At 65.7% G+C, this 13,460-nt stretch carries 15 protein-coding genes; 2 read left to right on the top strand and 13 right to left on the bottom strand.

Going from position 1 to position 13,460, the window contains the following annotated elements:
- Positions 1-93: 93 nt before the first annotated feature.
- From ACOJSJ_RS07700 to ACOJSJ_RS07680, 5 genes are all read right to left on the bottom strand, one after another.
- The gene (locus ACOJSJ_RS07700; protein WP_420144403.1) at positions 94-339 is read right to left on the bottom strand and encodes an acyl carrier protein; all 246 of its coding nucleotides are present in this window, start codon (positions 337-339) and stop codon (positions 94-96) included.
- 215 nt (positions 340-554) lie between these two features.
- Entirely contained in the window at positions 555-833 is a 279-nt protein-coding gene (locus ACOJSJ_RS07695; protein WP_420144402.1) for an ETC complex I subunit, read from the bottom strand.
- A 55-nt stretch (positions 834-888) separates the two neighbouring features.
- Complete coding sequence (hrpB, locus tag ACOJSJ_RS07690) at positions 889-3,345, bottom strand: ATP-dependent helicase HrpB (protein ID WP_420144401.1); 2,457 nt, start codon at positions 3,343-3,345, stop codon at positions 889-891.
- A 304-nt stretch (positions 3,346-3,649) separates the two neighbouring features.
- Positions 3,650-4,429: a TSUP family transporter gene (locus ACOJSJ_RS07685; RefSeq protein WP_420144400.1), complete on the bottom strand. Its 780-nt coding sequence runs from the start codon at positions 4,427-4,429 to the stop codon at positions 3,650-3,652.
- A 111-nt stretch (positions 4,430-4,540) separates the two neighbouring features.
- On the bottom strand, positions 4,541-5,569 hold the full coding sequence (locus ACOJSJ_RS07680; RefSeq protein WP_420144399.1) for a polyprenyl synthetase family protein: 1,029 nt from the start codon (positions 5,567-5,569) through the stop codon (positions 4,541-4,543).
- A 106-nt stretch (positions 5,570-5,675) separates the two neighbouring features.
- Here ACOJSJ_RS07680 and ACOJSJ_RS07675 point away from each other — a divergent pair, with 106 nt between their 5' ends.
- A complete protein-coding gene (locus tag ACOJSJ_RS07675; RefSeq protein ID WP_420144398.1) occupies positions 5,676-5,954 on the top strand; it encodes a chorismate mutase in 279 nt (92 codons plus the stop codon).
- A gap of 117 nt (positions 5,955-6,071) precedes the next feature.
- Here ACOJSJ_RS07675 and ACOJSJ_RS07670 read toward each other — a convergent pair whose 3' ends face one another.
- From ACOJSJ_RS07670 to ACOJSJ_RS07650, 5 genes are all read right to left on the bottom strand, one after another.
- The gene (locus ACOJSJ_RS07670) at positions 6,072-6,962 is read right to left on the bottom strand and encodes a DMT family transporter (RefSeq protein ID WP_420144404.1); all 891 of its coding nucleotides are present in this window, start codon (positions 6,960-6,962) and stop codon (positions 6,072-6,074) included.
- 96 nt (positions 6,963-7,058) lie between these two features.
- Positions 7,059-7,304, bottom strand: a complete 246-nt coding sequence (locus ACOJSJ_RS07665; RefSeq protein WP_420144397.1) for a hypothetical protein — start codon at positions 7,302-7,304, stop codon at positions 7,059-7,061.
- Between the two features lie 125 nt (positions 7,305-7,429).
- Entirely contained in the window at positions 7,430-8,077 is a 648-nt protein-coding gene (locus ACOJSJ_RS07660; RefSeq protein ID WP_420144396.1) for a heme exporter protein CcmB, read from the bottom strand.
- Positions 8,074-8,673 (bottom strand): heme ABC exporter ATP-binding protein CcmA, encoded by a 600-nt coding sequence (ccmA, locus tag ACOJSJ_RS07655; RefSeq protein WP_420144395.1) that lies wholly within the window; start codon positions 8,671-8,673, stop codon positions 8,074-8,076. Before ccmA ends, ACOJSJ_RS07660 begins: the two co-directional genes overlap by 4 nt.
- Positions 8,670-9,077: a metallopeptidase family protein gene (locus ACOJSJ_RS07650; protein ID WP_420144394.1), complete on the bottom strand. Its 408-nt coding sequence runs from the start codon at positions 9,075-9,077 to the stop codon at positions 8,670-8,672. Before ACOJSJ_RS07650 ends, ccmA begins: the two co-directional genes overlap by 4 nt.
- A gap of 40 nt (positions 9,078-9,117) precedes the next feature.
- Here ACOJSJ_RS07650 and ACOJSJ_RS07645 point away from each other — a divergent pair, with 40 nt between their 5' ends.
- Positions 9,118-9,408 (top strand): 4a-hydroxytetrahydrobiopterin dehydratase, encoded by a 291-nt coding sequence (locus tag ACOJSJ_RS07645; protein ID WP_420144393.1) that lies wholly within the window; start codon positions 9,118-9,120, stop codon positions 9,406-9,408.
- A gap of 177 nt (positions 9,409-9,585) precedes the next feature.
- Here the strand turns inward: ACOJSJ_RS07645 and ACOJSJ_RS07640 are convergent, their stop codons facing one another.
- The 3 genes from ACOJSJ_RS07640 to ACOJSJ_RS07630 form a co-directional block, all read right to left on the bottom strand.
- Complete coding sequence (locus ACOJSJ_RS07640; RefSeq protein ID WP_420144392.1) at positions 9,586-10,107, bottom strand: hypothetical protein; 522 nt, start codon at positions 10,105-10,107, stop codon at positions 9,586-9,588.
- Positions 10,104-12,437, bottom strand: coding sequence for a patatin-like protein (locus ACOJSJ_RS07635; protein ID WP_420144391.1), 2,334 nt, complete (start codon positions 12,435-12,437; stop codon positions 10,104-10,106). Before ACOJSJ_RS07635 ends, ACOJSJ_RS07640 begins: the two co-directional genes overlap by 4 nt.
- A gap of 168 nt (positions 12,438-12,605) precedes the next feature.
- Complete coding sequence (locus ACOJSJ_RS07630) at positions 12,606-13,304, bottom strand: endonuclease/exonuclease/phosphatase family protein (RefSeq protein ID WP_420144390.1); 699 nt, start codon at positions 13,302-13,304, stop codon at positions 12,606-12,608.
- Positions 13,305-13,460 lie beyond the last annotated feature (156 nt).

The raw sequence follows: 13,460 nt of genomic DNA, 5'->3' as shown, positions 1-13,460 counted from the left end.
CCCGTATCGAAGCACCTCGCGCTGGTCTCCGATCCTTCGATACGCTGCTTCGACTTCGCTCAGCAGCTACTCAGGACGAACGGTGTAAAATGCTCAGGCGGTCTTCAGCTTGGCGACCGCGTCCACCAGCTGGCCGACGGTTTCGATTTCGGCCTGCATGTTCATGGTGATGATGATGTCGAATTCATCTTCGATGGCGGCTACGAAATCCATCACCGTCAGGCTATCCCACTCCAGATCACCGGCAAAGGTGGTGGCTTCGGTCAGTGCGACGCCCTTCTTGTTGAAGGGTTCGATCTGCGTGGCGACGCTGTCGAAAATGGCGGTACGATCGGTCATTATCGGTAAAGTCTTTCCGTCAAAGCGCGGCTTTTGCCGCTCAAAGCATTCTGAAGTCGGCTGGAACAGCCGACGACTCGCAGAATGCGATACGCAAAAATAATCAGAGCATTATCCGATGCAATCGGATGATGCTCTGACCCGCCCTTTGGCAAGCGAATAAGGCGTCAATCGGGCAGCATCGCGCCCGAATATGAATGGACCCAAAAGCGCGATCAGCGGAAATTGTCGGCGTAGGCCTGCAATTTCAGCGTCTTGGGCGGGGTCGCGATGACGGTATAGTCCACACCCTGCTTTTGCGCATAGGCAATGGCCGCGTCCTGCGACGGAAAGCTCAGCTTCAGCTGCTGTTTGGTGTCGCCCGACCCGGCCCAGCCGGTCAGAGGATCGGCCTTCTTCGCTTCGGCGGGCGCATATTCCAGCACCCATTTGTGGGTCAGCGCCTTGCCGGACTGGAGGGCGTTTTTCTGGATCTGGTAAATGCGCGCGCTCATCGCGAAAGACTCCGTAAATTCGTCATTTTGCGTTGCACCAAGGGTTGCGCCCAAGTCAAGACTTGCGGGCGCCCTGACCTCTGGCATCCGCATTTTTGGTGCGTAATGTGGCGTTGGCGGACGCCGGATCGTCGGGCCAGGGATGGCGCGGGTATCGGCCGCGCATTTCCTTGGCCACGTCGCGCCAGTTGCCTGCCCAGAAACCGGGCAGGTCGCGGGTGGTCTGGATCGGCCGTCCGGCGGGCGATGTGAGCGAGAGGACCAACGGAATGCGCTGGCTGCCGACGGTCGGATGCTGCGCCAGGCCGAACAGCGCCTGCACGCGCAGTTCGACACGTGGACCGCCTTCGGCCGCATAGTCGATCGCATGGCTGCTGCCGGCGGGGGACCGGAAATTGGGCGGGGCCAACCGGTCAAGCTGCTGCTTCCCGTCCCAGCCGATGATATTTTCCAGCACGGCCGACAATTGCGACCGGTCGATGTCCGACAGCCTGCGCCTGCCTGTCAGCAATGGGGGCAGCCATTCGTCCAGCGCATCGATCAGCCGGGTGTCGGACAATGCCGCCAGCCCGGCAAATTCCCCCCGCATCCGCAGCGACTGCGCGGCGTCCGACCATGGCAGCAGCGACAGCCCGCCCTGCCGCACCCCGTCCATCAGCGCGGCGGCCACCGCGTCGGGATCGGGCCGGTCGTCGGAGCCGGAGGACAGCCGCACCGCGCCCAGCCGCCTTTCCCGCAACGCCTCTATCCCGCCATTGGCGGGGCGGAACTTCACCGTGCGATGTTCGGCGATGCGCGATCCGAACAGGGCGATGATGTCGCTTTCGCCGATCGGCGCGGCGGACAATATCCGCGCACCCGCCGCGCTGCCCTGCACCTCGCCCACCGCCAGCCAGTCTTCCCGCGCCAGCGGCGACATGGGGTCCAGCCGAAAGCCGCGCCCGCCCACGCTCGCCCAGTCGGCGCCGTCGGCGGAACGGCGCCGGGCCACCCGGTCAGGAAAGGCGAGGGCGAGGCACAGGCCGACCTGATGCTCGCCAAACGCCTCCCTGCCGGTCGACGGCATCAGCTTTGCCCAGCGCGTCGCCAGCCCGCGTGCGGCATCGGCCCGCTTGCTGTTTTCGCGGCGCCAGCGTTGCCGCCGCAGGGTCAGGTCGGTGTCCTGCCCGCCAATCCCCCGCTCGCCCAGCAATACCGCAACCTCCGCTGCGACCGTCGCCAACCCCATCTCACCGGCGCGCACCAGCATATGGGCGATGCGCGGGGACAAGGGCAGCTTCGCCAGTGCCTTGCCATGCGCGGTGATCCGCCCGTCCGCGTCCAGCGCCTCCTGCACGGTCAGCCGCCTGCGCGCTTCCTCTACCCCCGCGGCGGGGGGCACATCCAGCCAGCGCAGCGCGCCGGGATCGCTCACGCCCCACAGCGCGCAATCAAGCATCAGCTTCGAAAGGTCGCTTTCCAATATCTCCGGCGGATCGAACGGGGGCATGCCCGCGCTGGCCGCCGCTTCCCACAGGCGATAGGCGACGCCGGGCCGCTGCCGCGCCGCGCGGCCTGCGCGCTGGGTCGCCGACGCCTGACTGGCGCGTTCGGTCACCAGCCGCGTCACGCCCGCCGCCCGGTCATAGCGGGGCCGCCGGGCAAGGCCGCTATCCACCACGATCCGCACGCCGTCGATGGTCAGGCTGGTTTCGGCGATCGACGTGGCCAATATGACCTTGCGCCGTCCATCGCGCGAAGGGCGGATCGCCGCCCGCTGCGCACCGGGATCAAGGCTGCCGTGCAGGCGATGCACATCGAACGCGCCGCCCTCTATCCGTTCCGCCGTGCGTTCGATTTCGGCCACGCCGGGCAGGAAGGCGAGCAGGTCGCCTTCGGTTTCTTCCGCCAGCGCCCGACAGATCGCCGCCGCCATCTCGTCCTCTATCCGCTTTTCCGCAGATCGACCGATGTGGCGCAGCTCCAGCGGCTGGATGCGTCCTTCGCTCTCGATCACCGGCGCGCCGTCGAGAAGGGAGGCGAACCGCGCCCCGTCCAAAGTCGCCGACATCGGCACGATGCGCAGGTCGGGCCGCAACGCGCTTTGTGCGTCCAGCGCCAGCGCCAGCCCGAAATCGCTGTCCAGACTGCGCTCATGCACTTCGTCGAACAGTACGGCGGACACGCCCGACAATTCGGGATCGTCCTGAATCCGCCGCACGAAAATACCCTCGGTCAATACCAGCAGTCGTGTCTTGCCGCCGACCTTGCTGTCCATCCGCGTCGCATAGCCGACCGTGCCGCCCGGCTGCTCGCCCATCATCTCGGCGATCCGCTCCGCTGCCGCCCGCGCCGCCAGCCTGCGCGGCGACAGCAGCAGCACCTGTCCCTCGCACCATGGCTCGTTCAGCAGGGCAGGGGCCACCGCCGTCGTCTTGCCCGCGCCCGGCGGCGCGACCAGCACGGCATTGCTCCCGTCGCGCAGCGCGGCGATCAGGTCGGGCAATACGGCATGGATCGCAAGGTCACTCATCGCGCTTCCTCTCGCGCCAATCGCGCTGCGTTGCAAGGCGGCGGCGTCATTTGCGCATGGCGATGTGCGCCATTTCGCGCGCCTGTCCTACGCGCGCCCTTTCTGCTTTATCCCTGCGATGACTGCCGCACTTCTCCCGCACCTCGTTGCATTTTCTCAGCAGGATTTCGCACAGGCACTGACGGCCTGTTGGAAGTGACGCTTCGGGAGCGCTTCAACGGCGCAAAAGCCCGAAAAAGGGCGCCCATACCGTGAACTTTGTTGGAGGGCGGCAAGGGCGCGCCGGACATGTCCGGCGTCTGTCTTACCCGAAAAGATAGATGTGGATCGGGTTCTTCGGGTCCAGCAGCATCTTGGCGGTCAGCGCCAGCGACATGACGATCAGCAGCGGCTTGATCAGATGCGATCCGAACCGCATCGCCAGATGCGATCCGATCTGTCCGCCAATGATGCTGCCCGCCGCCATGGCAAGGCCCGCAATCCATATCACATGGCCGCCCGCCAGCATGGTGAGCAGCCCGGCCAGGTTGCTGGCCAGATTGGCCGCCTTGGTCTGGGCCGTGGCGCGCAGGATCGACAGCCCACCCAGCGCCAGCAATATGGTGGTATAGAAAGCGCCCGCGCCCGGCCCGAAAAAGCCGTCGTAAAATCCGACGACGCCGATCATCCCGGTCAGCCCCCACATGCCCATGCGGGCATGGCGATCGGCATCGCCCAGCTTGGGGGAAAAAGTGAAATAGGCTGCCATCGCGATCAGCAGCGCGGGCATCAGCCCCGCCAGGATCGACGGGTCGACCCGCTGCAACAGCCATGCGCCACCGACCGAACCGATAAACGCGGCGATGATCGGCCCCTTGTAGGTTTTCAGGTCCATATGCCCACGCCGGGCATAGGCGACACAGGCGCCGAACGTCCCGAAACAGCTTTGCAGCTTGTTGGTGGCGACCGCCTGAACCGGCGGTATGCCCGCCGCCATCAGCGCGGGCAGGGTGATGAGGCCGCCGCCGCCCGCCATCGCATCGACGCACCCCGCCATCGTTGCGGCGGCCATGAGGAAGGCGATGGTTTCGGGGGAAAGGGTCATGGGCAAAGTCTGGCTCCGCCTTCTCACCCGTTCGGGCTGAGCCTGTCGAAGCCCTGCACTTTCTTTGTCAGGGGGATGGCGTCTGATCGAACGATCAGGCGCCGGAAAACCTCAATAGGCGCGCGCTATAGCGAATTCGACCGCTTCGGTAAGGGCCGCTTTGGCGCGTCCGGCCTCGAACCCGCCCAGCGCGTCGATCGCCCGCTGACCATAATGGCGCGCGCGCGCCATCGTGTCGGCGATCGCGCCCGTCTGTCGCAGCAGGCCGGTGGCATGGGCCAGATCCTCGTCGCTGATCCGGTGACCGGCGATGGCCGCTTTCCAGAATGCCTTGTCCTCGTCCGACCCGCGGGCATAGGCCAGGATCACCGGCAGCGTCACCTTGCCGTCGCGGAAATCGTCGCCCGCATCCTTACCCATGGTCGCGCCATCCGATTCATAATCGATGGCATCGTCGATCAGCTGGAACGCGATGCCCAGATTGCGGCCGTAAACGTCCAGCGCCTGTTCCTCATTTTCGCTGCGGTCGGCGACCACGGCGGAAATGCGGCATGCTGCGGCGAAAAGGGCGGCGGTCTTGGCGCCGATGATGTCCAGATATTGTTCTTCGCTGGTGTCGATCTTGCGCTGCGCGGTCAGCTGGTTGACCTCGCCCTCCGCGATCACGGCCGATGCGCCCGACAGGATTTTCAGAACCTTCAGCGACTCGGCCTCGACCATCAGCTCGAAGGACCGGGAAAACAGGAAATCACCCACCAGCACGCTGGCGCTGTTGCCCCAGATGATATTGGCGGTCTTGCGGCCCCGGCGCAGCCCCGATCCATCGACCACATCGTCATGCAGCAGCGTGGCGGTGTGGATGAATTCCACCGCGGCGGCCAGCTTGTAATGGCGATTGCCCGCATAACCGACCAGGTCGGCACAGGCGAGCGTCAGCATCGGGCGCAGACGCTTTCCGCCACCGGCGATCAGGTGGCCCGCCAGTTCGGGGATCAGCGGGATGCGCGACTGCATCCGGTCCACGATCACGGCGTTGACCTGATTCATGCCGTCGGCGACCAGCGACATGATGGGGGCGAGCGACGGCTCCGCTTTCGCGCGGCCGATGGGGTGGACGTTACCGGGGGCAGGTGCTGTCATGACCGCGCATGTGGCGGTGCAAAAAGCGAAAGGCAAGCGGGAATAGCTTGCACGGCGCGACGGATGCGGCAAAAAGCGCCCGATCTTGAACCGGAGGCTCCCCCAAGTGGACGAAACACTGAACCGCTATCGCGAAAGCATCGACAATATCGACGCGGCGCTGGTGTTCATGCTGGCCGAACGGTTCAAGGTGACGCAGGCCGTGGGCGAATATAAGGCGACTCACGATCTGCCCCCCGCCGATCCGGACCGGGAAGAACGGCAGATCGGCCGTCTGCGCCAGCTGGCGCTGGACGCGAAGCTGGACCCGGACTTCACCGAAAAATTCCTGCGCTTCATCATCGATGAAGTGATCCGTCACCACGAACGGCTGCGCGACGCCTGAGGAGGGGCGGGCGTTCGGGCGGGCCGATCAGCATCACGCCGTAAAGAAACATCGCCACCCCTTGCTCGTACCGCCCGATCGATCGCGATGTCGCAGGGGATGACGATCAAATGATGGTCAGGCGGGTTCGGTCACGTCCGCCGCCTTGCCCTGCGACCGGCCGATCAGCACGCCGCCCAGCGCCAGCGCAAAGCCCACCAGCTGCACCGCGCCCAGCTTTTCGCCGAACAGCAGCCACGCCTCGATCGCGGCGAGCGGCGGCACCAGCAGCAACAGCATCGACATGCGCGTCGCGCCCTGATGCCGCACCAGCCACACCAGCAGCGACAGTCCGCCCGCCGACAGGCCCAGTACCGACCAGCTGAGGCCGATCCACAATATCGGCGCGCCGTCCCACCGATATTCACCCACGATCACAGTCGCGGCGATGGCGACCAGCGCGCCGCCCATATTCTGCGTCGCGCCCGATACCATGATCGGGTCGCCCGCAATCGCCCCGCGCTGGATCAGCGTTCCGCCCGCCATGCCCAGCACTGCGATCATCCCCGCAATCGCGGGCACCATGCCGATTCCGCCCGTGCCGGACCGTTCGATCGCGGGCATCAGCACGCATCCCACGCCGACGATCGCGATGGCCAATCCGCCCCACGCACGCCCCGACAGCCGCTCGTTCAGCAGCACGACGCTCATCACCGCAACCATCAGCGGTTGCAGCGATCCCAGCAGGGACATGACGCCCGCAGGCATACCATGGTTCACCGCCCACCAGCTGAAGGTCAGATAGACGCCATGCAGCATCGCTCCTGCGCCCAGATGCAGCGCAAGGCGACGACCTTTGGGCCAGCGCTGCCGCACATAAAGCGCCGCGCCGCCCAGCAGCAGCGCGGTGGCGCTCAGCCGCATCGCCAATATCAGTTCGGGCGCCCCATGCGGCACCATGGCCCGCGCGACGATGAAGCCGGTGGACCAGATCAGGATGAACAGGATGGACGCGACGATGCCGAACATCGCCCGGCTTTGGCGCAAGGGCGCGATGATGTCGAGCCGTAGGAAAGGAGGAGGGCGCGCCTTTACAGGGCCGCGCCGGGGCCTTTGCCTGCCCGTCTATCCGCCTGCGGCCTGACATTGCGGCAACAGGGCCATTCTGGCCGCGCCGATCATCTGGCGATGGGTATCGCTGTCGGGAATGACATCGCCCCATGGCTGGCCGGTCAGCGGCGCATAGCTGTCCTGCCATATCTTGCCGGCGACCAGATCGATTTCCTCGTCGGTCGGCTGATGCTCTTCCGCAAGGCACCGCATCAGCAGCCGATGAAAGGCTTTGCCGAAATTCGGGGGAACTCGGTTCATGGGCATCTTCTCCACGGCGCCGATTTTTATCGGCTTCCGTAAGGGAGGCTGGCCGATTTTCCGCTATACGTCAATCCGGCGGCCGGCCGGGCAATGGTTCGTCGCAAAAGATGGCGCAAACGGCATCATTCGCGCCCGGCCCGGATCGCCGCGCCGCCCGCAAAGGGCGTGATCGCGACCAGCAGCAACGATGCCGCGCCCAGAAATTTCAGCGCAGCGCCGCTCCCGTCGCCCAGCGTCCCCGCGCCAAAGATCAGCAGCGGCACCGCCAGCGGTAGCGCCAGCAACCCCGCCAGCGCACCGCTCGATCGCAATCCGGCCGTCAGCGTGGCCACCAGCAATCCCAGCGCCGCCAGCGCAGGCGTGCCGATCAGCAATCCCAGTTCCAGCTTCACGATCGTCGCGCCGTCCAGCTTCAACAGGGCGGCGGCGGGCAGGGTGGCGATCATCAGGGGCGGGCCGAACCCCAGCCAGTGCGCGATCAGGCGCGCCGTCACCACCATTTCATCTCCGATGCCGCGCAGCGCGATCTGATCCAGCACGCCCGCCTGCATGTCCGGCGCGATCAGCCGGTCGACCGGCAACAGGCTGGCAAGCAGTGCGGCGATCCACAACATGCCGCCGCCCGTCCGCCCCAGCAGCGCGGCGTCCGGCCCGACCGCAAAGGGATAGAGGCTGGCGACCAGCAACAGGAAGGCGACCGGCAGCCATAGACCGGACGACGCCCAGGCCTGTCGCAAATCCCGCGCCGCGAGCAGCCACAGCGTCCTCATGCCGCGTCATCCCGATAATCGTCGATCGCCAGCGTGACCGGCGCATGGATCGGCAATGGCTGGTGCGACGCGGCGACGACGATGCCGCCGGTCGCCAGATGCTCCGCCACCGCCGCGCCCAGCAGGTCCAGCGACGCGCCGTCCAGCCCATTGCCCGGTTCGTCCAGCAACCAGATATGTGCGCCGCTGGCGATAACCCGCGCCAGCATGGCGCGCTTGCGCTGACCGGTGGACAGCATCCGCACCGGCACCTGCGCCAGTCCGGTCAGCGCCATCGCTGCGAGCGCACGGTCGACCGCGTCCGGCGCGCGCCCGTCCAGCCTTGCCCAGAAAGACAGGGCCTGATGCAGGGGTTGTTCCCCATCCAGCGCCAGCCGCTCGTCGGTCATCGCCACGCTGCCCCGGCGCTCAACCGTTCCGGCAAAGGCGGGCAGCAGCCCAGCGCATATCCGCAAGAGGCTGGATTTGCCGATCCCATTCGGCCCGGTCAGCAAAGCGCCATCCCCCGGCGCGAGCATCAGGTCGACCCCCCGGAACAGCATCCGCCCGCCGCGCAGGCACGCGACCCCGTTCAGCCGCAGCGCCGCGTCGCTCATGAAGCGACCATGTCCTCCAATATATGCATGTCGAGGTCGGACAGGCCGAAATGATGGCCGACTTCATGCACGACGACATGGGTGATCAGCGCTTCCAGCGGCACCCCGGTTTCGACCCATTCGTCCAGCAGGGGACGACGGAACAGGTGCACGGTGGGCGGCGCGTCGCCGGTCTGCGCTTCCTGACCCACGGGGCGGCCGGTATAGAGGCCGGTCAGTCCGAACGGGTCGTCAATCTCCATATCCTTCAATATGTCCGCGCTCGCAAATTCCTCCACGAACAGGACGACGCCCTGCAGATGGTCGTGAAACGCCTTGGGCAGGCGGTTGAGCGCATCGAGCGCGAGCGTTTCGATTTCCTCGGCCGTGGGCGCGAAACGGGGCGATTGACCTTGAAGCGACATGCCTGCCACATACCGCAAGCGGTTTCAGGAGGATAGGGACATGATTGGTAAACTCGATGAAGAGGAGCGGGCGCTGGCGCTGGCCGACCTGCCGCACTGGTCGGCGGTGGCGGAGCCGGACGGCATATCGCGCCGCTTCACCTTCACGGATTTCGTCGCGGCCTTCGGCTTCATGGCGCGCGTGGCGATCCTTGCTGAAAAGGCGAATCATCATCCCGAATGGTCGAACGTCTATAACCGCGTGGACATCATTCTCACCACCCATGACGCGGGCGGCCTGTCGCAACGTGACGTCGACATGGCAAAGGCCATCGACGCGCTGATGGGATGAGGGGCCGGTTTCGGCCGAAGTCGGACATGTTCCCCCTTCCGTTTACGGGAGGGGGTTAGGGGGTGGGCTGGACGGTGAGAAAGCCCACCCCGCTGCGACTAACGCGCTGCGCGCGCAAGTTTCGCTGCCCCTCCCGCTGGAGATAAGGGGGATGGCGGAAAACCGGCTCAAACTGCCTCAATAATTGCCGATGCTCTCGATATGTTCGTCATAGCCCTTGAGCGCCGCGGTGACGGATTTGTCCCCGGCATAACGGCGGCGCAGCGTCGCCAGTCGGGCGTCGGTACCCTGGCACAGTTCGGCGATATTTTCCGCGATATAAGCGCGGCGTTCCGCATCATAGGGTTCTTCGCTGCGGAAATGGTCGCACCCGTCGCGGTCCACCATGAATGCGGTGACTTCGCGGGGGAAGGGCAGCGCCGACATGTCGTCGTTCGACGGCGGCAGGTCCATGACCCCGCCCATCGCATTGCGGGGCGCGGGCTGCGCGCGCACCGTCACCACGGGGGATGCCTTGGCCGGAAGAATGCCGTTGTCGGTGGCTGGCAGAGCGGGTTCGGCCTGCGGTTCGACGGCGGCGATCGCGACCGGCGGGGTTGTGCCGTTGTCCACCTGTGCGGCATCGTCGGACGCTCCGCGACAGCCGGCGACCAGCGCCAGCATCAACACCACAGGAACCAGACCAGACCGCCCGCTCACCCTATCTCCTTCCGCAAGCTGGCGATCAGATCGGCCGCATGGGGCAGCCGCGACTCTTCCTCGTCCAGGATCGCCAGAAACGCGCTCCGCCTATAGTCGGCCAACATGTCGGGCGAAAGACGGCTTGCCACGGGCATTGTCGAAATCACGATGTCCAGAAGCCGTTCGACCCCATGCAGCCGTCCCCACAGATAATCATTTTCGCGATAGGCCCTGCTAAAAAAGGCGCCGAAGTTGTTGAATTCAATGCCCTTCAAAGTGGCTTCCGCGCCGCCGCCACGAATTGCGGAACAATCTTCGGGCGAAATCCGGTCCACCTTCACCGGATCATATTCATCCAGAGTGTCACCCTGAAGCAACGGTAGGGTCGCGATGTCGGTGAAGGGAAAGCCCAGATAGGCGAGCAGCATCGTCCGCCGTCCTGCCTTCGGCAATCCGGCAAAGGCGTCGGCCAGCATCTGGTCCGCCGCCTCGTCCCGCGCCTTCAGCCCGCGCGCCTGCGCCACGGCCGCCAGCGCTGCTGCTGCATCGGTCGGCACGGCTCTGGCCGCCGCAATGATGTCCGCCCCGTGGAAATCCGCATCCTCGCATTCGGCATAGAGCGCCAGCGCGCCATAGATGGCGTCATGCATCGCCAGTACGGCCGGGTCGTCGGCGTCCGCCTCCAGCTCCAGCGTATCAGCCAGCCTCCGCGCCAGATAGCGCAGCCGCCGGATGCGGAAGGCGAGGTCATGCGCGCGAAAGAAATCGACCGGTGCCGATGCCGATCCGCCATCTTCGCCCAGTTGATCGGCGCCATCGGCGCGGATCGCGGCCCATATCGCCAGGCGATAGCTTTCGCGCAGCATCGCGCTGTCTTCGCCCGACACACGGAACAACAGGGAACAGAGCGATTCGACGATCCCCGACAGTTTCAGATGGCCATAGGCCGGATAGGCAAAGCCCGCCGCGCTCGCGGCCCGCTGTTGCGCCTTCCCGCGCCAGGCGGACAGGCGGGCCGGGGTCGGCCGGTCCAGAAACAGCATCCGGCCGATCGCGGCCTCGACATCGGCCTCTATGCCGGGGCGCAGCGCGTCCAATATGCGCCGCATCCGCCTTATCCCCGCGCTATGCCGGTCGATCGCTTCCAGATTGTCGCGGATCGGCTGTTCGCGCGGAATGTCGCTCAATGCACCGAAAATGGTGCGGAAAAATCCGGGCAGCGGCGCGTCCTCGCCGCTTGGCGCATCCTGCTGCTCCCCTTCCTTGTTCAGGCGGATGGACCGGTGTCCCGGCTTGGGATCGATATAGACGAACCGTCGATCGACCTCGCGCCGGGACGGCCGGTTGCGCAGCGCGCCGATCGCCTGCGCAAAGGGCGCGTTGGCCAGCACCGACCCGTCGATCAGTACCGCGTCTTCGGCTTTCCCGCGTGCCGCATGGCGGGGCAGCGCGCGCGCCAAAAACCCGTCGCGCCCCGGCCAGCCGCGATGCCGTCTTTTGAGCACCCGGTCGAGTTCACGCACGGTAAAGGGCGGGAAGGCGCCAGGAAAACTCGCCGTCGCCCGCGCCGCGAATGTCAGTTCGGCGGTGTCGGCAAAGGCCCGCGCGCCCCGTCCGCGCGCGCGAAAGCCGATCGACAGCCGATGCTCCGTTTCGATCACCTGCGCCGGACTGTTCAGGTTCAGGCTCTGGGGATGCCCTTCGAAATCGGTGACGGTGACGAACAGGTCCAGCGGATGCCCGTCGGGCAATAGCGGCGGCCCCTTGTCCGCGCCCGCCATCGCATCGAACGCGTCGACCAGCATGTCGGAAAATATCTCCCCGCCAAAGGGCGGCTCGAACCAGCGGGACCGGATGAAGCGGGACAATTTCATCCGCACCTCTTCGCGCGTGTCCGGGGCGACGGTGCGTTCGACCGCGTCGCCGGGTCGCCGCGCGGCCATCCACACCAGCGGCGTCGCCCAGAATTTGGTCATGGCGCGCGCTGGGCGGGCGTCGGGGTCCAGCAGGCGGTCGACGTCGGCATTGTCCAGCCACAGGCTGGTCAGCGGCTCCAGCGACTGGCCGGTTTCGATCGCCTGCGCCAGAAATATGCCGTTGATCCCGCCCGCACTGGCGCCTGCGATAATATCGGGCATCACGCGCAGCCTGACGCCGCTCGCCGCCTCGACTGCTTCTAGTATCTGGCGATAGACCGCCTCGCTGCCGCCGCTGACGGCCGTGCCATCATAAAAGGCCCGGCTGGCCCGCGCCAGATGCCACACCTCTTTGGTGATGCCATGCATATATATCGCCAGGCTGATGCCGCCATAGCAGACTAGCGCCAGCCGCAGTTCCCGCTCCTTCATGGGCGCAACGTCGCAGAGGGAAGAAGGAATGTCGAGGCCGCCAACACGACATCCGGTCGTTTCGAGCCCTTCGACTGCCTGCCAAGGCAGGCGCTCAGGACAGGCCAAGGTCGAGAAACGCCAGCGCGACCGTTTCTCGACTGCGCTCGAAACGAACGGGAACGGCTCTCACCCAACCGCAAATTCCGCCCAGATCGGCAGATGGTCCGACGCCTTGCGCGCCGCGGCGCTTTCATGCACGCCGCAATCGGTCAGCTTAAGCTTCCCGCAATGCATGATGCGGTCCAGCCGCGCGACCGGCCGCCTTGCATGGAAGCTCCGCCCACATGGCGCGAAACTGTAATGGCGCGCAAAATCCGCCAGGCATCCGCGCCCCGCGCTCCATTCGTTCAGGTCGCCCATCAGCACCGTGGGCATCGCGCTATATTGCGCGGCGGCATGAATGACCGCCGCCGCCTGCCGCCGCCGCCACAGCCCCGACAGGTCCAGATGCATCCCGAACAGCCGTATCGACGCGCCCTTCAACGTCACTTCCGCCATGGTCGCGCCTCGCGGCTCCAGATAGGGCAGGTGCAACACATCATGCGCGCCGACCTCCGCCTCCTTGCGTACCAATATCGCATTGCCGTGCCAGCCCATCGAGTCGACCTGAACATTGAGCGGCACCGGGCGATAACAGCTCTGGCTGTCCATCAGATGCGCGGGAATCGCGGCGGATCTGATGCCGAAACGCCGATCTGCTTCCTGTAACGCGACCATGTCCGCGTCCACCTCCGCCAATACCTCCAGCACCCGTTCGGGCATCCGTCGCCGGTCGGTGCCGATGGCCTTGCGGATATTGTAGCTGGCGACCCGGATCGTTTTCATGCCGTATCAATGCGTCAACGCGGCGGATGTTTCCAGAAGCTGCATCGATGTTCTTGAATTGTTCCAAAATTCCGCCCATACCCCATCCGTTCGGGTAGCGGGTGTGGGGAAACGTTGGGGCACCGGTGTAGACCAACCCGACACCAACCGGGTAAA

The sequence above is a fragment of the Sphingobium sp. genome, from assembly GCF_048594625.1.
Classification (GTDB): Bacteria; Pseudomonadota; Alphaproteobacteria; order Sphingomonadales; family Sphingomonadaceae; genus Sphingobium.
The sequence above is the reverse complement of the archived record's forward strand: the minus strand, read 5'-3'. Positions and strand labels throughout refer to the sequence as shown.